We start from the raw sequence: 18,411 nt of genomic DNA on the forward strand, positions 1-18,411 counted from the left end.
AAGGGGATGGAAAGGGATATCAGGGCTTGACGGTGAGCGTGACGGCACCGAGTTCGGTACTGCCCTGGGCCTTGCCCGACTGAGGCGCGCCCTTGGCGGGCCAGGTGAAGGGGATCTTCAGCAGCTCGCGGCCACCGACTTCGCGCGCGGCCTCCACGACGAGCGTGTACTCGCCCGGTGCGAGCTTCGCCAGGTGTTGCTTGTCGGTGAAGCTCAGTGCGTGCTTGCCGGCCGGCTTGGTCGGACCGGTAACGCCGTCGACCGGCACCTGCAGCGAACGGCCGGACTTGCGCCACCACTGGCGCATGTCGGGCAGCCACTTCGTACCATGGCCTTCCGAATTGCTGGTCTGCTGGTACCAGACGGACAGGTTGGCGGCGACCTTCTGGTCGGCGCCTTCGATCCACACCGCGACGTAGGGACGGTGGTATTCGGCGACGTTGAGCTTGGGAATCTCGACGTTGACCTCCAGCGTGGCGGCGTACGCCGGTGTGGCCAGCAGGCCGCTGAGCGCGATGGTCAACGTGGTGTGGACGGCGATCTTGGACATGCGGTCACTCGCGTTCGTGAAGGGGAATCAATGGATGAAGAGCAGGGCGATCAGCAGGGGAACCAGCAGGCCCAGGCCGACCATCGGCCAGGTCATGCTGCGCTGCCGCCCGTGCAGGTAGAGCAGGAACAGGCCGGTGATGCAGAACACCAGGCAGGCCAGCGCGAAGATGTCGAGGAACCATCCCCATGCAGGGCCCGCATTGCGGCCCTTGTGCAGGTCGTTGAAGTAGGAAATCCAGCCGCGGTTCGTGCGCTCGTACTCGACCGCTCCGGTCTCGCGGTCGATGCTCAGCCACGCGTCGGTACCGGGGCCCGGCATCGACAGGTAGAGCTCCACGTCGGACCATTCGGCCTCACGACGGCCGATGGCGACAGACAGCTCCTGTTCCAGCCACTCCGCGACCGGGCCGGGCAGCGGCGCCTTGCCTTCCTGCCGCTCCCCCAGCGTTGCCAGGATCGACGCGGGGACCGTGGCGGTGACGTTGGCGACGTCGGGCGTTGCCTCGATCTTCGAGGCGTGGTTCAGCGTGATCCCGGTGATCGCGAACAACAGCATGCCGATCAGGCAGACCGCCGAACTGATCCAGTGCCACTGATGCAACGTGCGCAGCCAGAAGCCGCGGCGTTGTTGCTGGAGGGCAGGGGAAGCGGAAGAGGACAACGGCGGTCTCGACGCAGGCTGGAGCGGTTCGCCATTACATCACAAATGAGAATGGCTCTCAATTGACAGGCGTTCCCACCCCGTCGCGAGGTGGGAACGCCTGTCGGGCTCAGAAGTTGACGTTGAAGCTCACCCAGAGGCTGCGCGCCTTGTCCTTGTTGTTGTAGTGGTCGAAGAACAGGGCCTCGTTGCGTCCGCTGCCACCGACGTTGACGTCGAGATAGTCGCCGTCTCCGTTGAGGTCGCGGAACTCGGCATCGTAGGTGGTGAAGTCGCGGTCGAGCAGGTTGTTGATGCGCGCGTTGATGGTCAGCCATTCGGTCGCCTTGAATGACGCGCCGAGGTGAAGGACTTCGTAATCCTTGTAGTACAGCTCTTCGCGCGTGATGGCATGCAGGCCGCGGTACCGCTTGGAGCGCGCTTCGACCGACAGGAAGACGTTGAACCGTTCCGATGTCTGCCAGTCCAGCGTGGCATTGGCCATGTGGCGCGCGCTGTTGCCCAGCGGCAGGCCCGCCTCCACGCCGCTCTTCTGTTCGCTGTCGGTGTAGGTGTAGTTGGCACGGAAGCCCACGGACGAGGCGATCTTCCAGCGGCCCGCCAGTTCGGCGCCCTGGATCACCACCTCGTCGATGTTGACGGTCTTGCTGTTCGTCGCGTAGCCCAGCTCGGCATAGTCGCCGGTACTCGAACACGCCAGCGTGGTGCCCGGGCCGCAGGGTTGGCTGGCGATCTTGTCGTCGAAGGTGTTGTGGAAGAGGGTGGCGTTGAAGCCATGGCCGTCGGGATGCTGCCAGTACACCGCCAGCTCGTTGCTGGTACTGGTTTCCGGTCGCAGATCCGGATTGCCGAACATCGGTGACACGCCCTGGCCGCCGAATCCGGTGACGCCGTCGTACAGCTGGGTGGTCTTCGGAGTCTTGAAGCCCGTGCTCACGCCGCCCTTGACCGTCCACCGCTCGTTGATCGTGTAGACGCCATACAGGCGTGGGCTGACTTCGCTACCGAACACCTTGTGGTCGTCGTAGCGCAGGCCGGCGGTGATCGCCAGCGGTGCGACGACATACCACGTGTCCTCGGCGAACAGCGAGTACATGTCGTGCTTCTGCACGGCGCTGGGCGTGCCGTTTTCCATGCCGAACACGCCATCGGTCAGCTCGCCGCGGATGACTTGCGCGCCGATCACGGCGGTGTGGTCGCCTGCCAGCTGGTACGGAATATCGAGCTTCGCATCCAGCGTGTACTGCGCGCTTTCCAGTGTGCGCTTGGGGCGTGGCAGGAAGGTCTGCGCGGCGATCTCGCGGCGCTGCGCGGTGGTCAGGCCGGCGTAGGGGCCGGTGCCATCCCACATCTGCTGGAGATGGTTGCGCTCGGCGACGGTAAAGGGCAGTGTGCGGCCGTCATTGTTGGTGGCCACGTGCGACAGCGAGACGAAGCTGTTGCCGAATCCCCATTTGCCTTCATGCGTCAGCGACCACGCGTCGCGGGTGAACGCCTGCGTCGGGCTGTAGCCCACTTGCGGCGCCACGCGGGTGACACCATTGACGTTGGCCGCGCGCCAGATCGAATTGATGTTGTCGACCGTGCCGACCGGGTATTCCTGCGCGCCCGAATCGTTGGTCTTGATCGCGTTGTCGTATTCCTGACGCGATGTGTCGTAATCCAAGGTTACCGTCTGTGCGTCGGTCGGCGTCCACGTCAGGCTGACACCGCCGGCCTTGTTGGTGTTGTCGACGGTCTTGCCGCCACCGCCGAAGCCCAGCGGGCGCGGGTGCTCCCTGCCGCTCGGGTCGGTCAACGTTTGGTAGGTCGGATTGGAGGCTTTGCGGTCGTACCAGCTGCCGCGCGCGCTGAGGTCGAGCTTGCCCGCGACCAGCGGGCCGGTGACGAAAAAGTCGAACGTGGAGTCGTCACCGAACTCGCTGGCTTCGAACGTGCGGCCCACGCTGGCCGATCCATGCCAGCTGTCGAGCGAACGCTTGGTGATGATGTTGATCACGCCCCCCATGGCGTCGGCGCCATAAAGCGTGGAAGCCGGGCCGCGGATGACCTCGATGCGCTCGATCGCATCCAGCGGCGGGATATGGTTGAACTGGTTGCCGCCGAAGTTGTTTGGATAGATGTCGCCGTGGTTGTTCTGGCGCTTGCCGTTGACCAGGATCAGCGTGTAATCGGACCCCATGCCGCGCATGGAGATGGTGCCCTGGCCCGTCTTGTCGCGTGTTTCGCCCACGTCGACGCCTTCGATGTCGCGCACGGCATCCAGCAGCGTCATGTAGGGGCGCTGGCTGAGGTCCTCGCGCGTGATCACGCTGATGCTGGCGGGAGCGTCGGTGATCTTCTGTTCGAAGCCGGCGGCGGTCACGACTACCGTATCGAAGTCGGTGGCGCCTGCGCCATTGGGGGCTACTTGCGAGAATGCCGGTGCTGATGTCAGGGCGAACACGGCGAGGGCGAGGCGATGGCGGCGCAGGCCGCCGCGCCCGGAGGTGCGGGTGTGGGTCATGGAGCTCACGAAGGCAAGAAGAAGGAGATGACGTAACGCAACCGGCAGCGGCCGGCGCGACGGGAGAAGTCAAAGAAGGTGAGCCAGCTCAAGGCTGGCTGCACGCATCAGGCAGCGTCGGGAGGCGCCTGACCCGGATGCAGGCGAAGCGCAGGGTCATCGCGATGCAAGCCCCAGACCGAATCGATGTGGGGGATGAAGATGCGCGGAGCACGCGTGGCATCCGCTGCATACAGAAGGAGCGACACTGACGATGCGGAATCTTTGGTCGGCTCCGTCTGGATCAGCAAGGCCTTCAAGCGGGGCTTCTTCGCCGGTGACTCCCGGAATGCGGGATCCGGCGGGGGATCGCCATCGCTCAGGTCATGCTCGACTGCACTCGGCCCCGCGACGGCGGCTGGCGTTGCCTGACCGTCGGTCCGCCGCGTCGCAGCCATCGAAAGCAGCATGGCAAGCATCAGCAGGGCCAAGCCCCCGATGATCGCCGCACGCCAAGCCTTGGATGCGCGAAGCCGAGAGGCGCGCGCAGGAAGGCTGGAGCTGGGCGATGGATGAATCAAGCAGGTCCCCTGGCCGGCCATGGTGGCGGGCTGACGGGACATATTTTAAATGAGAATACTTATCAAGTGCAAACAAGGACGAATCGTATTTGAGGCGACTCAGACGTCACTCCACTGTCTCAGTAGATTGTGATACACGCCAGTGAGTTGAACCAAGGCCGGGTGCTCCGGCACGTCCTGGGTCAGGCGCCGGATCGAGACGTCCAAATCGAACATCAGCCGGCGGTGTCCGTCATCACGCACCATGCTCTGTAGCCAGAAGAACGACGCCACACGTGCGCCGCGGGTCACCGGGGTGACCTTGTGCAGGCTGGTGCCGGGATACAGCACCATGTGGCCGGCGGGCAGCTTCACGGTCTGCGTACCGAAGGTATCCTCGATGATCAACTCGCCGCCGTCGTACTCGTCGGGCGCACTGAGGAAGAGGGTCGCCGACAAGTCGGTGCGCACGGGATCCACGCCTCCCCGGCTGCGGTCGTAGCGGATGGCATTGTCGACGTGGTAGCCGAACGACTGGCCACCGGCGTACCGGTTGAAGAGCGGCGGGTAAATACGTTTGGGCAGCGCGGCAGAGAAGAACGTGCTGTTGCGGGACAGGGCATCCAGTATCACCGCCCCGATTTCGCGTGCCTCGGGAGCATCTTCCGGTAATTGCGCGTTGTCTTTGGCCTTCGCCGATTGGTAGCCAGCGGTGATGCGGCCATCGGCCCAGTCGGCGGCGTCGAGTCTGGCTCGCGCATGCGCCACCTGGACGGGGGTGAGGACATCGGGAATCGCCAACAACATATCGGTCGACCTCGTAATCGAAACGCCCCGCCCATTGTGCACGGGCGGGGCGGAGAGGAGCTACGGCATCGTTCGGATCAGAACTTGAATGTCGCCGTCAGTACCGCAGAGCGCGCATCGCCGGGCGTCGCCCAGCCATTGTTGCGGATGCGTGTGTAGTACTCCTTGTCGAACAGGTTGTTGACGTTCAACTGCAGTCCGATCTGGCTGCTGATCTGGTAGCCCACCATGGCGCGATGGGTGACGTAGTCGGGTGACTTGTACAGCACGGCCGGCGTGGTGTTGCTGATCGGGTTGGTGGCCGGCAGGACATTGTTGTTGAGGTAGATCTCGCCGAGGTAAGTGACGCCATAGCCGAATGTCCAACTCCCCAGTTGATAGGTCGTCCAAAGATTGGCGGAGTGCTCGGGCGTGGCCGTCAACGGATTGCCCTTCAACGGATCGGGGAAATGCGTGCTGTTGCTGCAGTTCACGTTATCCGCATTGACAGGGCCGCCGTTGAGGAGGTGATTGTTGGGATTGGCGGCGCAGTAATCGGACACGCCATTCAGGACTTCGCTGTCCAAGTACGTGTAGTTGGCGAAGATCGACCACTCACGCGTGATGTTGCCGGCGACGCCAAGCGCGACACCCTGCACGCGCGCCTTGCCATCCAGCTGTTGTTCGCCGGAAGGATTCAACGGATTCGCCGGGTCGGCGACCTTGTAGTTCTGACGCTCATTGCGGAACAGCGCTGCCGTCAGCGCCAGACGGTTGTCCAACAGGTCCCATTTGGTACCCAGTTCGATGTTGACGGCGGTTTCCGGATCCACTTCACAGGTCTGCGCTGTGCAGGCGCCGTTGACTGAGGCCTTCGACGGCGTCTTGGCGTTGGCGTACGACAGATAGATCGAACTGTTGGCGGTAGGCTTGAACACCAGTCCGGCACGGTAGGAGAACAGATCGTCTTCGTTCCTGAAGGTCGTACCCTTGCTCAATACGTTGCCGATGCCCGTGTTGTCAGGGTTGGGGTTTGCTGTCGTGGGGGCCGTGTACTGTTTGATGTTCCACGAGGCCGTGTCGCCTTCATTGCGCTCATAACGGGCGCCCAGATTGAGCAGAAAGCGCTCGCCGAATTTCAGGGTGTCGAATACGTAGACCGCCTGATTGCTCAACGTGCCTTCCGTGCGACCGGTCAGGGTGTAGTTGACCGGCCCGGTCCAGGTCGAGTCGGGGTTGTAGAGATCCATCCTCGGCAGGGTCGCGGGAACGCCAGCTGACGTGCGCAGCAGGCTGCCGACATCGAGATCGAACGTTTCGCGCGAGAACGAAACGCCCGCCACCAGGGCATGTTCGACCGCGCCCGTGTTGAAACGGGTGGTGAGGTCGGTCTGGCTGATGGCGATGGCGTTGCGGGTGTCGCGCGAGTAGCCGCGCGGGCCGCTCGGCTGGTACGTACCTGTCGGCGTGCACGTGGCGCCAGTGGCGGGATTGATGCCGTTCGCTAGGCACCAGGTGCCTTGGGTGGCGTCCACCACCGAGAGTTGATCGACCTTCTGGAAGCGGGCGAGGCTACGCAAGGTGGTCGCGCTGCCGAAATCGCGCTCGAACACGCCGGTCACCATGTCCACATCGATCTCCTGCTCATCGATGTTGTGGTAGCCGTAGTAGTTGCGGGTATCCAGCCGGGGCAGCGGACCCTTGTTGAATGCGTTCATGTAGTACGGCACGCCGTACTGGGGCAGATTCTCATCGTGCTGGTGGAAATAGCTCAGCATCAGCCGGGTGTCCGAGCCGATGCCGAAGGCCACGGACGGCGCGAAGCCCCAGCGCTTGAACTCTTCGTAGTCGCGGCCCGGCGCGTCGTTCTGGTGCGCCATCGCATTGAGGCGCACGGCAACGCCATTGTCGAGGGAGAAGTTGCTGTCGGCGGTTGCTCGCCCGTAACCATCGGTGCCGGCGCCGAGCGTATAGGTCTGGAAGTCGCCTTCGCGCGCAACCTTGCTGGCAAGATTGATGTTGCCGCCCACCGAGCCCGCACCGGACATGGCCGAGTTGGCGCCATTGATCAATTCGATGGCGTCCAGATTGAAATTGTCCGTACGGGTGTACTGCGCGCTGTCGCGCACGCCATCGGTCGTGATGTCGCTGCTGGCGGTGAAGCCGCGCAAGTTGATGCTGTCTCCGTAACCGCCACCGCCCTCACCGGCGCCGAACGTGATGCCCGGCAGGGTGCTGAGCACGTCGCGCAGCCCCAGCAGGTTTTGCTGTGCCATCACTTCGCTGGTGACCATGGTGATGGTCTGTGGGGTGTCGACCAGTTCTTCGGTGTACTTGGGGGAACTGGCCTTGCGCACGCGTTCGCCGTGGACTTCAACGGTGTCGAGCTGCTTGGCCTGGCCCGAAGCATCGGCGGGCGTGTCGCCGGCGGGAGCGGCAAAGGCAGGGGCGGCGATGGCCAGCATCAGCGCGGTGGCAAGCGGGGAATGACGAAGGTTCATGAGCATCCTCAAGGTGATGGAAACACCCGTTGGCGAAGGCTGGCGGGAGAAGGGGGAATCGCTGGCACGGCCGCGATCGAACGACGACCGAGGGGAAAGACGGATCAGGAGGCAACGCGAGCGCGCACGTCGGCGACGTGCGTGGACTTCAGATCACGCGCGGGGGGCCACGACCCAGGGGCGTGTCGCGGCGTGCAGCACAGGTGGCATCTTGGAGGCTCGCTGGCATGCAGGGTGCCAGTGCGCTTCGCACGAGCCTCGGGCTGTCGAGCGAGAGCTCGGGCTCCGCTTCGGCTTTTGCAATCTCGGAGTCGGGGATCTGCTGGATCGCCGGCGTCTTCGAGCAGGACGCATCATCGCGATAGGCGTGACCTGGTTCCTCGAACGCCATCGCTGACGTGGACGACAGGACGGCTGGCGTCCCTGTGGCACCGGTGCTGCCAGCGGCCGTCACTACCCCGGCCACGACCAGCAGCACCCAGCCAAGCAGCAGGCGGGTGGCAATCCGGGCAGCGAAGGCGGGGAGAGGGGTCAAGCGGATCCAGGCACGGGGCTGCGACGGTCGGTCGCAGGCGGGGCGCCAGAATAATGAGAATTATTCGCGATTGCAACGGAACTTTTACAAGCCGTCCGGGCGGGTCCCCAGCCGTGGGCGGCTCAATCGCGGTCGTCGCGCGTCCAGATCCCGCCGTGTTCGTGCTTGGTGGGGAATTTCGCCACCGGCGAGTAGGCCGGCGCACACAGGGCCCGCCCGTCCCGGACATCGAAGCGCGCGCCATGCAGCACGCATTCGATGCTGGCCTCCGTCGGGTCGTAGCTGCCGGAGGAGAGCTCGAAGTCCTCGTGGCTGCACTTGTCCTCGAGTGCGTACAACTGGCCATCGTGGTTGACGACGAGAATGGGCGTCCCGGTGACCTCGTCGAAGACGGTCTTCATTTCACCCGGCAGCAGTTCCGCGACGGCGCAGACGAAGGTCCAGGTACCGCTCATGCCACGCCTCCCGCCAGGGTCTTTTCCAGTACTTCGAAGCGAAGATCGTCGCGCTTGGGGATGCCGTAACGATCGTCGCCGTACGGGAACGGCTTCTTGATGCCGGTTCGCACGTAGCCGCGGCGCTCGTAGAACGCGATCAGTTCGTTGCGGATGTCGATCACGGTCATCCGCATGGCAGGCAGTTCCCACTCCTGGCTGGCGACGCGCTCGGCTTCCGCCAGCAGCGCCTTGCCTGCGCCGCCGCCCTGCAGGTCGGGACGGACGGAGAACATCCCGAAGTACCCCGCGCCGTCCTCTTCCGCCACGTGCGCACAGGCCAGCAGCACGCCGTCGCGTTCGGCGATGATGATCCGGCTACGGGGGCGCTCGATGTCGTGGCGAAGCACGTCGGGATCGATACGCTGGCCGTCGAGCATGTCGGCCTCGGTGGTCCAGCCCTGCTTGCTGACGTCGCCACGGTAGGCGGACGTGACCAGGGCGACAAGGGCCGGAATATCGCCGTGGACGGCGGGGCGGAAGGTCAAGGGTTCCATGCCGCCCATTGTAGGGCGGCAGGGCGTTCCGCCGCAGCGTCAGGCCAGCAGGCTGCGCGCCTTCTTCAGCGCGGCGATGAAACGTTCCACTTCCTCGTGCGTGTTGTAGAACGCGAACGAGGCCCGCAGCGTGGCGGCAACGCCATAGAACTGCAGCAGCGGATGGGCGCAGTGCTGGCCGGACCGGACGGCGACACCCTCCAGGTCGAGCAGAGTGGCCAGGTCGTGCGCGTGGGCGCCTTCGATCAGGAAGGAAATCACCGCCGCCTTTTCGGGCGCCCGCCCGAAGATGCGCACGCCGTCGATCCGGTCCAGTTCCTCGGTGGCATGCGCCAGCAGGTCGGCTTCGCGGGCCTCGACGTTCGCCATGCCCAGCGCGTCCAGGTAGTCGACGGCCGCGCCCAGGCCGATGAAGCCGGCGATGTTCGGCGTGCCGGCCTCGAACTTGTGCGGCGCGTCGTTGAACACGGTGCCGTCGAAGCTGACCTCCTTGATCATCTCGCCACCGCCGATGAAGGGCGGCATGGCCTGCAGGTGCTCCTTGCGTGCCCACAGCGCACCGGTACCGGTCGGCCCGCACATCTTGTGGCCGGTCAGTGCGTAGAAGTCGCAGCCGATCGCGGCGATGTCGACGGCGCGGTGCGGTACGGCCTGTGAGCCGTCCACCACGGTGACGACGCCGCACTTGCGTGCCTCGCGGCAGATATCGCGGACGGGATTCACGGTCCCGAGGACGTTCGAGGTGTGGGTGATCGCCAGCAGCTTCACGTCGCCGGTCATCGCGGCGACCAGCGCGTCCAGGTCGAGCGTGCCGTCCTGGTGGATCTCGGCGACCCGGACCGTGGCGCCAGTGCGTTGCGCCACCAGTTGCCACGGCACGATGTTGGCGTGGTGCTCCATGCGCGAGACGAGGATCGTGTCTCCGGCCTTCAGGCGCGGCAGCGCCCACGAATACGCGACCAGATTGATCGCGAATGTCGTACCGCTGCACAGCACCAGTTCGTCCGGCCGAACATTGAGGAAGCGCGCCAGCGTCCTGCGAGCGCCTTCGTAGGCCTCTGTGGCTTCCGTGCCCAGCGTATGCACGGCGCGGCTGACATTGGCGTTGTGCTGGCGATAGAAATCGTCGACGGTCTGGATGACCGACGCCGGCTTTTGTCCTGTGTTGGCGCTGTCAAGATAGACCAGCGGCTTGCCATTGACCTGGCGCGCCAGCAGCGGGAAATCCGCGCGCACACGCGCCCAGTCGATGGTGCTTTCCGACACCGGTGCGTGGACGGCATCGTGGTTCATGCGGCGCCCAGTGCCGCCAGCGCGGCGTCCACGCGGGATACCAGCAGCTCGCGCAGGCCGGGCTCCTCGATCGCGGACAACGGCTCGCGGCAGAACGCGGCGGTCAGCAGTTGCTGTGCTTCGGCCTGCGGCAGACCGCGCGAGCGCAGGTAGAACATCGCTGTCGCGTCGAGCTGGCCGACGGTGGCGCCGTGCGCCGCTTTCACCTCGTCGGCGTGGATCTCGAGCACCGGCTGGGTGTCGATTTCCGCGTTGGCCGACAACAGCAGGTTCTTGTTCGACAGTGCCGCGTCGGTGCCGTCCGCGCCTTCGCGGATCAGGATGCCGCCATGGAACACGGCGCGGCCACGGTCCGCCCCCAGTCCGCGCCACGTCAGCTCGCAGGCCGTGTCGCGGCCGATGTGGTCGATGCCCAGACGGGTGTCGACATGGCGACGGCCATGCGCCAGCAGCACGCCGTTGGCGACCAGGCGGGCGTTGTCGCCTTCCAGACGGACATTCAGTTCGTGCCGCGACAGGGCGCCGCCGAGCTCCAGGTCGACGCGACGGTATTCGGCATCACGGGCGAGCACCGCATCGGTACGCAGCAGCGTGGTGGCGCGCTCGCTGTCAGCCTCAACGCGCGCGTGCGTCAGTCGTGCATCCTTGGCCAGGTGCACGTGGCTCAGGGCATTGATGAAATGGGCGTGCCTGTCGAGCGCCAAGTGATGCTCGACGACCGTCAGCGCGGCGCCGGCGCGCAGTTCGATCAGATTGCGCAGGTGCCACGCACGGTCCGCGCCGTCGGCGATGCCGATGAAGACCAGATGCAACGGCTGTCGGCTACGGGCCTCCGGTTCGGCGCGCAGCAGCACGCCTTCGGTGGCCAGCGCGGCATTGAGGCGCGCGAATACCTCGTCGCTACGCTCGAAGCGGCGTTGCAGGAAGCGCGCCGCATCACCGCCGTCGGCCAGCGCCTCGGAAAGCAACTGCAGGCTGACGCCGTCCGGCAGGTCGGTGGTCAGCGACAGTGCCACCGAGTAGCGGCCATTGACGAACACCGCGCGTGGCGCCGGGATGTCGGCCAGCAGCATCGGGTCCAGCGCCGGCAGCGCGTCGACCGGCTGGAAGCTGCGACGCTCCAGCTGGCGCAGCGAGGTGTACTTCCAGGCTTCGGTCCGTGGGCCGGGCAGGCCGTCGCGCAATGCCTCGTCCAGCACCGCACGGCGCGCAGCGTCGCCGTTGAAGCCCGTCGACAGGGAATCCAGCAGCGCGCTCATCACGCTGCCTGCTCCGGCGCCACGCGGTCCTTGATCCACGCATAGCCGTGCTGTTCCAGTTCGAGCGCCAGTTCGGGACCGCCGGTCTCGACGATGCGGCCGCCAGCCAGCACGTGCACCACGTCCGGCTTGATGTAGTCGAGCAGGCGCTGGTAGTGGGTGATGACCAGGAAGGCGCGGTCCGGCGAACGCAGCGCGTTGACGCCGTCGGCGACATTCTTCAGCGCGTCGATGTCCAGGCCGCTGTCGGTCTCGTCCAGGATCGCCAGCTTCGGTTCCAGCACGGCCAGCTGGAAGATCTCGTTGCGCTTCTTCTCGCCGCCGCTGAAGCCTTCGTTGACGCCGCGGTGCAGCAGCTCGTCCTTCAGGTGCAGCACGGCGAGCTTGTCGCGCACCAGCTTCAGGAACTGCATCGAGTCCAGCTCCGCCTCGCCACGTGCCTTGCGCTGCGCATTGAGCGCCGCGCGCAGGAAGTAGGTGTTGTTCACGCCGGGGATCTCGACCGGGTACTGGAACGCCAGGAACACGCCCGCGGCGGCCCGCTCTTCCGGCGCCAGTTCCAGCAGCGGCCTGCCGTCGAACTCGACGCTGCCGGCGGTGACCTCGTAGCCCTCGCGGCCGGCCAGGATGTTGCCCAGCGTGGACTTGCCGGCGCCGTTGGGTCCCATGATGGCGTGCACTTCGCCGGGCTTCACTTCCAGCGTGAGGCCCTTGAGGATGTCCTTGCCGGCGACGCTGGCGTGGAGATTGTCGATCTTGAGCATGTTCGTTTCCGTTTGATTCTTTTGTGCCCCTCTCCCATCGGGAGAGGGGGTGGGGTGAGGGTTGGACGGAATCATCGGCGGTGAATCCTCACGATGTCCGTCGCACCCTCATCCGGCGCGTCGCGCCCCCTTCTCCCGGAGGGGGGAGCAGCGATTATCCGACGCTGCCTTCCAGCGACACTTCCAGCAGCTTCTTCGCTTCCACCGCGAACTCCATCGGCAGCTCGCGGAAGACCTGCTTGCAGAAGCCGTCCACGATCATGCTGACGGCGTCTTCCTGGCCGATGCCGCGGGCGCGGCAATAGAACATCTGGTCGTCGCTGATCTTGGAGGTGGTGGCCTCGTGCTCCAGTGTCGCCGTCGGGTTCTTCACCTCGATGTAGGGGAAGGTGTGCGCGCCGCACTTCTTGCCGATCAGCAGACTGTCGCACTGCGTGTGGTTGCGCGCGCCATCGGCGTTGCGGTCCACCTTCACCAGGCCGCGGTAGGTGTTCTGGCCACGGCCGGCACTGATGCCCTTGCTGACGATCTTGCTCTTGGTACGCTTGCCGACGTGGATCATCTTGGTGCCGGTGTCGGCCTGCTGCCGATGGTGGGTCAGCGCGACCGAATGGAACTCGCCCACCGAGTCGTCGCCCAGCAGTACGCAGGACGGGTACTTCCAGGTGATCGCCGAACCGGTTTCGACCTGCGTCCACGTCACCTTGCTGCGCGCACCACGACATTCGGCGCGCTTGGTCACGAAGTTGTAGATGCCGCCGCGACCTTCCTCGTCGCCGGGGTACCAGTTCTGCACCGTGCTGTACTTGATCTCGGCGTCTTCCAGCGCGACGAGCTCGACGACGGCCGCGTGCAGCTGGTTCTCGTCGCGCATCGGCGCGGTGCAGCCTTCCAGGTACGAGACGTAGGCCTTGTCCTCGCAGATGATCAGCGTGCGCTCGAACTGGCCGGTGTGGCCGGCATTGATGCGGAAGTAGGTGCTCAATTCCATCGGGCAACGCACGCCCTTGGGGATGAACACGAAGCTGCCGTCGGAGAACACGGCCGAGTTCAGCGCGGCGAAGTAGTTGTCGCCGACCGGCACCACGCTGCCCAGATACTGTTTCACCAGTTCCGGATGTTCCTTGATGGCCTCGCTCATCGAGCAGAAGATCACGCCCTTCTCTGCCAGCTCCTTGCGGAACGTGGTACCGACGGACACCGAGTCGAACACCGCATCCACCGCCACGCCGGCCAGCTTGGCGCGCTCGTGCAACGGCACGCCCAGCTTGTCGTAGGTGTCCAGCAGTTCCTGCGGCACTTCGTCCAGCGAGGCGTACTTGGCCTTCGGCGCGGAGTAATAGCTGACGGCCTGGAAATCGATCGGCGCGATCTTCAGCTTGGCCCAGTGCGGCACCGGCATGGTCAGCCAGTGGCGATAGGCCGCCAGGCGCCATTCGGTCATCCACTCGGGTTCGTCCTTCTTGGCCGACAGCGCGCGCACCACCTCCTCGTCGAGGCCGGGTGGCAGCGAATCGGATTCGATGTCGGTGATGAAGCCGGCGTCGTAGCGACGTCCCAGCTGTTCCAGGATTTCAGCGTTTTCGGTGGCCATCGGGCTGCCTAAGGTTCAACGGGTCGCGACCTGCACGGCGATGGGGCGCCTGCGCACGTCGTCGGAAGAGGAGGGGGGCGGGGCGAGCATCTGGGCGAGGGTGAAACCGCGCAGGGCGTCGGCTACCACGTCGTTGATCAAGCGCCAGTTGGCGCGGGCGCCGCACTGGTGGGCGATGCCGCACTGGCTCTCGCTCTGGCTGCACTCGGTCATCGCCAGCGGACCTTCCATCGCCTCGACGATCTCCACCAGATTGATGTCGGAGGCGTCACGGCTGAGGCGGTAGCCGCCATGCGCACCACGCAGGCCTTCGACCAGTCCGGCCTGGGCGAGCGGTTTCAGCACCTTGCTGACGGTGGGCGTCTCCAGGCCGGAGTGATCGGCCAGGTCGGACGCGCTGAGCACCTCGCCCGGACGTGCGGCGAGCACGGTCAGGACCACGGTGGCGTAGTCGGTGAGCTTGGTGACACGAAGCATGGGGAGGGAGGTCCGTAAAACGTACCGAAATTGTACGCTTTCGCGCCGTCCGGCTCAAACCCCGGGGTTTTCCCTGTTCAGGGGGCGGCTCCGGGCTGACGAATGTCACCCGCGATGGCTGATGGCTGCGACTGATGCGGGACGGGGCGGATCGGGAACATGGGCCCCGTCCACTCCGGACGCCCTTTTCGAGGATCGCCACCATGAGCACCACCCACTCCGCTTCCGCCCCGACCGACCGCGGCCCGATGGACCAGCGCTTCCTGTGGCGCGTGCTGCTGGCCATCGGTGGCGTCTACCTGGCGGTGAAGCTGTTCCGCGGTCTGGGTCAGGTGTTCTGGACGGTGTTCGGCCTGGCGTTGGGCCTGGTATGGATGTTCAACGGTCGCCTGCTTTCTTGGGGCTGAGGCGGTGCCGGCCGCTCACTTCGCGGCCGGTGCCTCTGGGGTGGCCGGCAGCACCATGCCCAGGTAAGGCGCCGGGGGTGTCGTTCCCGGCGGCAGTGCCTCAGGCGCCGGCTGGCCCGCCGCACCCAGCGCATGCACGAAGCGGTAGATCGCGCGGCGGTCGTCTTCGCTCATCGCGCGGACAGCGAAGTCCGGCATCATCGGGCGCGTGCGCAGGGTGGCGCTGTATTCCATCCATTGCGCTTCAGTCAGCTGCTGCATACGCAGGCGCAGGTTGCTGGGGTAGGTGGTTCCCCAGGGTCCGTTGAAGCCCATCGGCGAGCCGACCAGCCAGGTGTCCTTGCTGGCTGTGCCGCCGGATTCCGCGTAGCCCGGCGTATGGCAGTCGTTGCAGCCCGTGATGCGTACCAGGTACTCGCCGCGCGCCAGCAGATCGGCGTCCGACGGTTTTGCGGCAGGCAGCGCTGTCTGCGCATGCGGTGATTCCGGCTGGCAGGCGGCCAAGGCCAACGCCAGGACGGGGATGAACAGGGAACGGATAGGGTGCATGGCGAGGGCTCTGCGAGGGGAATCCGCCATCGAACGGGCCGCCTCACGCAGACCGGCCATGTCGCGATCGGCACCCCCAGGTCGCGGATTTGGGAATCCTGCAGGCTTGGGCGAGAATCCCCCTTTCGCTCCCCCTGCTCCCATTGGATACCGCATGCCCCGCAAGATCGAAGCCCGCCAATCCGACATCCACGGCAACGGCGTGTTCGCCATCGCCCCGATCGAGAAGGGCGAGCGCGTGGTGGAATACAAGGGCAAGCGCCGCACCCACGAGGAAGTGGACGAGGACGATACCGGCGACGTCGATTCCGGTCACACCTTCCTGTTCACGCTCAACGACGACTACGTCATCGACGCCAACCACAAGGGCAACAAGGCGCGCTGGATCAACCACAGCTGCGATCCGAACTGCGAAGCCGTCATCGAAGAGCACGATGGCAAGAACCGCAAGAAGGACAAGGTCTTCATCGAGGCCATCCGCGCGATCAAGCCCGGCGAGGAACTGACCTACAACTACGGCATCGTCCTGGCCGAACCGCACACGGCCCGGTTGAAGAAGATCTGGGCCTGCCGGTGCGGCAGCAAGAAATGCACGGGCACGATGCTGCAACCCAAGAAGGGCCGCTGATCCCGGCCAACCCCCTTCGCAGGCACGGATGCCGCAGCAAGCACGAAGGTTGAAATGACCGAAGGCAGGTGTGGTCCGTCCCGCACGTCGCTACCTTGCGCGCACCGGACCACCCCCTCGCTTGCCATGACCCTCTTCCGCTTCGCCTGTGCGCTCGCCCTGGTCGCCCCCTGCAGCCTCGCCCACGCCGTCGAGATCGACGGCCGCATCGACCCCGCCGAATGGCAGGGCGCGCGCCACGTCACCGATTTCCGCAAGACCCAGCCGCTGACCGGCGAGCCCGGCTCGCTGCCGACCGAGGCCTGGATCCTTGCCACGCCCGACGGCCTGGCGATCGCCTTCCGTGCGACGCAGCCGGCCAGCGTGCCGCGCACCCGGCAGAAAGTGCAGCGCGACTTCGATGCGCAGGTCGACCGCGTCAACGCCTTCATCGACTTCGATGGCGACGGTCGCACCGGCTACGCCTTTACGGTCAGCTCCACGGGAGGCATCGCCGACGAGATCATCACCAACGAGAACCAGTTCAGCAACGACTGGGATGGCCAGTGGCGACACGCCGTCAGCGAGGACGATCAGGGGTGGTCGGTCGAACTGCTGATCCCGTGGCACACCGCGCCGATGCGGGATGGCACCGACGGCCAACGCACGTTGAAGGTGTTCCTGGCGCGCGTCATCGGGGCTACCGGCGAGCGCATGGCGTGGCCGCAGGCCAGCTTCGAGCGTCCCCGCTTCCTGTCGGACTTCGCGGCGGTCACGGTCCCCCGGTACGACCAGTCGTTGCTTGCGATCACGCCTTACGTATCCGGGCTGTACGACAACGGCGGCGGGCGCAGCGACTTCAATACCGGTGCGGACCTGTTCTGGAAGCCGAACGGCCGCTTCCAGTTGACCGCCACGCTGAAGCCGGACTTCGGCCAGGTGGAGGCCGACGACCTGGTCGTCAACTTCAGTGCTACCGAGACCTTCATCAGCGACAAGCGTCCGTTCTTCACCGAGAACCAGGGCATCTTCGAACTGACGACGCCCTCGGACGACAGCCAGCAGCTGTATACGCGCCGCGTGGGCAGCACCGGCGACATCACCGCGGCGGTGAAGTTGAACGGCAGCCTCGGCCAAGTGAACTACGGCCTGTTCTCCGCCGATGAGGACGGCACCACCGGGCGCAGCTACCATGCGCTGCGGCTGGTGCGCGACTTCGAGACGCAGAACCTCGGTGCCATGCTCACCCGCGTGGATGATCCCTGGCGCGACCGCGAGGCGACCGTGCTGGGCGTGGACCACAACTGGCGGCCGACCGCGCGATGGAACATCCGTACCCGCTTGCTCGGCAGCCGCATCGACCAGGCCGGGACCGAGACCGACGATGTCGGTGCGACCGTGTGGGCCGACTACGAAATGGATCGCGGTTGGCGCCAGCAGTGGATCGCCATGCATTTCGGCAACGACCTGCAGCTCAACGACTTCGGCTACCTGTCGCGCAACAGCACCAACTACCTGCACTGGGAAGTACGCAAGCGCTTCACCGACCTGCCGGAAGACTCGCGCTACTCCTCCAAGGACTGGCGCTGGCGTGTCAGCAGCAGCCACAACAACCACGGCGACAAGCTCAACGACCAGTTCCGCGTCAGCCGGCAGGGCCAGTTGCGCAACGGCAGCTACGAGTACGGCCAGATCAACGTCAACAGCGCCGGCCTGAGCGACATGCTCCTGCGGGGCAATGGCGTGGTGCGGGTGCCGGCGAACTTCAACACGTATTTCGAGTACGAGCGGCCTCGCAAGGGCGACTGGGCGCACGAGACGGAAATGGAGGTCGTCAGTGGCGGGCTGGCGGGCAACCGCAAGCTCGGCGGCGGTGCCGGCTACACCGGCACTTACTTCATCAACGATGCGTTCAGCGTCTACGGCGGCTTCTACGCGCTCTACACCCCCGACTGGCTGGTCTGGCAACGCGAAAACCTGGTGGGCGGCTTCAAGCGGCGCCAGGTGAGCCTGGATGCCGGCGTGGACTGGGTGATCGATCCGCGCCACGAGTTGCGGGTGAAGATGCAGGCCATCGGTCTGGACGCGCGCGTGCAGGATGCCTGGCGCTTCGATGCGCAGGGCCATGCCCTCGCTGCGAGCGATACGGTGGACGACTTCAGCGTGCGCAACCTCGGCTTCCAGATCCGCTACCGCTACGAGCTGGCGCCGCTGTCCTACCTGTACGTGGTGTATGCCCGCGGCGGCTATGAGCAGCGCAGCGGCACCGAAGGCGTCGACGGGCTGCTGCAGGACAGCCTGCGCCTGCGCGACGACGAACAGCTGGTGGTCAAGCTGAGCTACCGCTTCGAGATCTGACTGCCCCGCCGTCGCGAGGCGGCGAGGCGTGC

The 18,411-nt window shown here is 65.5% G+C and carries 18 protein-coding genes; 3 read left to right on the forward strand and 15 right to left on the reverse strand.

The features are described from left to right. Window positions 1-19: 19 nt before the first annotated feature. The 14 genes from AC1Q5B_RS13670 to AC1Q5B_RS13735 all read right to left on the reverse strand — a co-directional run bounded on the left by AC1Q5B_RS13670 (window position 20) and on the right by AC1Q5B_RS13735 (window position 14,458). Window positions 20-550 carry a DUF2271 domain-containing protein gene (locus AC1Q5B_RS13670; RefSeq protein WP_492632160.1) on the reverse strand — a complete coding sequence of 177 codons (531 nt, stop codon included), beginning with the start codon at window positions 548-550 and terminating at the stop codon, window positions 20-22. Between the two features lie 27 nt (window positions 551-577). Further along, window positions 578-1,213, reverse strand: coding sequence for a PepSY-associated TM helix domain-containing protein (locus AC1Q5B_RS13675; RefSeq protein ID WP_492632161.1), 636 nt, complete (start codon window positions 1,211-1,213; stop codon window positions 578-580). A 109-nt stretch (window positions 1,214-1,322) separates the two neighbouring features. After that, entirely contained in the window at window positions 1,323-3,719 is a 2,397-nt protein-coding gene (locus AC1Q5B_RS13680; protein WP_492632162.1) for a TonB-dependent receptor domain-containing protein, read from the reverse strand. A gap of 107 nt (window positions 3,720-3,826) precedes the next feature. After that, window positions 3,827-4,189: a hypothetical protein gene (locus tag AC1Q5B_RS13685; protein ID WP_492632163.1), complete on the reverse strand. Its 363-nt coding sequence runs from the start codon at window positions 4,187-4,189 to the stop codon at window positions 3,827-3,829. Between the two features lie 189 nt (window positions 4,190-4,378). After that, window positions 4,379-5,065, reverse strand: a complete 687-nt coding sequence (locus tag AC1Q5B_RS13690; RefSeq protein WP_492632164.1) for a Fe2+-dependent dioxygenase — start codon at window positions 5,063-5,065, stop codon at window positions 4,379-4,381. A gap of 77 nt (window positions 5,066-5,142) precedes the next feature. Further along, window positions 5,143-7,545, reverse strand: coding sequence for a TonB-dependent receptor (locus tag AC1Q5B_RS13695; RefSeq protein ID WP_492632165.1), 2,403 nt, complete (start codon window positions 7,543-7,545; stop codon window positions 5,143-5,145). A 148-nt stretch (window positions 7,546-7,693) separates the two neighbouring features. After that, window positions 7,694-8,080 (reverse strand): hypothetical protein, encoded by a 387-nt coding sequence (locus AC1Q5B_RS13700; RefSeq protein ID WP_492632166.1) that lies wholly within the window; start codon window positions 8,078-8,080, stop codon window positions 7,694-7,696. A gap of 122 nt (window positions 8,081-8,202) precedes the next feature. Continuing rightward, on the reverse strand, window positions 8,203-8,535 hold the full coding sequence (locus AC1Q5B_RS13705) for a non-heme iron oxygenase ferredoxin subunit (protein ID WP_492632167.1): 333 nt from the start codon (window positions 8,533-8,535) through the stop codon (window positions 8,203-8,205). After that, the gene (locus tag AC1Q5B_RS13710; RefSeq protein WP_492632168.1) at window positions 8,532-9,071 is read right to left on the reverse strand and encodes a GNAT family N-acetyltransferase; all 540 of its coding nucleotides are present in this window, start codon (window positions 9,069-9,071) and stop codon (window positions 8,532-8,534) included. Before AC1Q5B_RS13710 ends, AC1Q5B_RS13705 begins: the two co-directional genes overlap by 4 nt. A 39-nt stretch (window positions 9,072-9,110) precedes the next feature. Beyond that, the gene (locus tag AC1Q5B_RS13715) at window positions 9,111-10,364 is read right to left on the reverse strand and encodes a cysteine desulfurase (protein ID WP_492632169.1); all 1,254 of its coding nucleotides are present in this window, start codon (window positions 10,362-10,364) and stop codon (window positions 9,111-9,113) included. Continuing rightward, window positions 10,361-11,623: a Fe-S cluster assembly protein SufD gene (gene sufD, locus AC1Q5B_RS13720; RefSeq protein ID WP_492632170.1), complete on the reverse strand. Its 1,263-nt coding sequence runs from the start codon at window positions 11,621-11,623 to the stop codon at window positions 10,361-10,363. The genes AC1Q5B_RS13715 and sufD overlap by 4 nt, the downstream gene beginning before the upstream one ends. Next, a complete protein-coding gene (gene sufC, locus AC1Q5B_RS13725; protein ID WP_492632171.1) occupies window positions 11,623-12,387 on the reverse strand; it encodes a Fe-S cluster assembly ATPase SufC in 765 nt (254 codons plus the stop codon). The genes sufD and sufC overlap by 1 nt, the downstream gene beginning before the upstream one ends. 154 nt (window positions 12,388-12,541) lie before the next feature. Continuing rightward, the gene (gene sufB / locus AC1Q5B_RS13730) at window positions 12,542-13,981 is read right to left on the reverse strand and encodes a Fe-S cluster assembly protein SufB (protein ID WP_492632172.1); all 1,440 of its coding nucleotides are present in this window, start codon (window positions 13,979-13,981) and stop codon (window positions 12,542-12,544) included. A 15-nt stretch (window positions 13,982-13,996) separates the two neighbouring features. Next, window positions 13,997-14,458, reverse strand: coding sequence for an SUF system Fe-S cluster assembly regulator (locus AC1Q5B_RS13735; RefSeq protein ID WP_492632173.1), 462 nt, complete (start codon window positions 14,456-14,458; stop codon window positions 13,997-13,999). Window positions 14,459-14,661: 203 nt separating this feature from the next. Here AC1Q5B_RS13735 and AC1Q5B_RS13740 point away from each other — a divergent pair, with 203 nt between their 5' ends. Beyond that, window positions 14,662-14,865, forward strand: coding sequence for a hypothetical protein (locus AC1Q5B_RS13740; protein WP_492632174.1), 204 nt, complete (start codon window positions 14,662-14,664; stop codon window positions 14,863-14,865). 15 nt (window positions 14,866-14,880) lie between these two features. On the opposite strand, the gene AC1Q5B_RS13745 is transcribed toward AC1Q5B_RS13740, so the two are convergent. Beyond that, entirely contained in the window at window positions 14,881-15,414 is a 534-nt protein-coding gene (locus AC1Q5B_RS13745) for a cytochrome C (RefSeq protein ID WP_492632175.1), read from the reverse strand. 154 nt (window positions 15,415-15,568) lie between these two features. Between AC1Q5B_RS13745 and AC1Q5B_RS13750 the strand changes: the two genes are divergently transcribed. Continuing rightward, window positions 15,569-16,042: an SET domain-containing protein gene (locus AC1Q5B_RS13750; RefSeq protein WP_327483568.1), complete on the forward strand. Its 474-nt coding sequence runs from the start codon at window positions 15,569-15,571 to the stop codon at window positions 16,040-16,042. A 126-nt stretch (window positions 16,043-16,168) separates the two neighbouring features. Continuing rightward, window positions 16,169-18,379 (forward strand): DUF5916 domain-containing protein, encoded by a 2,211-nt coding sequence (locus tag AC1Q5B_RS13755; RefSeq protein ID WP_492632176.1) that lies wholly within the window; start codon window positions 16,169-16,171, stop codon window positions 18,377-18,379. The last annotated feature ends 32 nt before the right edge of the window (window positions 18,380-18,411 follow it).

The organism is Pseudoxanthomonas sp. GW835-FHT14C01, assembly GCF_058793715.1.

Bases quoted from the DNA above. Each gene is read 5' to 3' on its own strand.
- AC1Q5B_RS13670 (WP_492632160.1), bottom strand. From the start codon at position 550: ATGTCCAAGATCGCCGTCCACACCACGTTGACCATCGCGCTCAGCGGC.
- AC1Q5B_RS13680 (WP_492632162.1), bottom strand. From the start codon at position 3,719: ATGACCCACACCCGCACCTCCGGGCGCGGCGGCCTGCGCCGCCATCGC.
- AC1Q5B_RS13690 (WP_492632164.1), bottom strand. From the start codon at position 5,065: ATGTTGTTGGCGATTCCCGATGTCCTCACCCCCGTCCAGGTGGCGCAT.
- AC1Q5B_RS13695 (WP_492632165.1), bottom strand. From the start codon at position 7,545: ATGAACCTTCGTCATTCCCCGCTTGCCACCGCGCTGATGCTGGCCATC.
- AC1Q5B_RS13705 (WP_492632167.1), bottom strand. From the start codon at position 8,535: ATGAGCGGTACCTGGACCTTCGTCTGCGCCGTCGCGGAACTGCTGCCG.
- AC1Q5B_RS13710 (WP_492632168.1), bottom strand. From the start codon at position 9,071: ATGGAACCCTTGACCTTCCGCCCCGCCGTCCACGGCGATATTCCGGCC.
- AC1Q5B_RS13715 (WP_492632169.1), bottom strand. From the start codon at position 10,364: ATGAACCACGATGCCGTCCACGCACCGGTGTCGGAAAGCACCATCGAC.
- sufD (WP_492632170.1), bottom strand. From the start codon at position 11,623: ATGAGCGCGCTGCTGGATTCCCTGTCGACGGGCTTCAACGGCGACGCT.
- sufC (WP_492632171.1), bottom strand. From the start codon at position 12,387: ATGCTCAAGATCGACAATCTCCACGCCAGCGTCGCCGGCAAGGACATC.
- sufB (WP_492632172.1), bottom strand. From the start codon at position 13,981: ATGGCCACCGAAAACGCTGAAATCCTGGAACAGCTGGGACGTCGCTAC.
- AC1Q5B_RS13735 (WP_492632173.1), bottom strand. From the start codon at position 14,458: ATGCTTCGTGTCACCAAGCTCACCGACTACGCCACCGTGGTCCTGACC.
- AC1Q5B_RS13740 (WP_492632174.1), top strand. From the start codon at position 14,662: ATGAGCACCACCCACTCCGCTTCCGCCCCGACCGACCGCGGCCCGATG.
- AC1Q5B_RS13745 (WP_492632175.1), bottom strand. From the start codon at position 15,414: ATGCACCCTATCCGTTCCCTGTTCATCCCCGTCCTGGCGTTGGCCTTG.
- AC1Q5B_RS13750 (WP_327483568.1), top strand. From the start codon at position 15,569: ATGCCCCGCAAGATCGAAGCCCGCCAATCCGACATCCACGGCAACGGC.
- AC1Q5B_RS13755 (WP_492632176.1), top strand. From the start codon at position 16,169: ATGACCCTCTTCCGCTTCGCCTGTGCGCTCGCCCTGGTCGCCCCCTGC.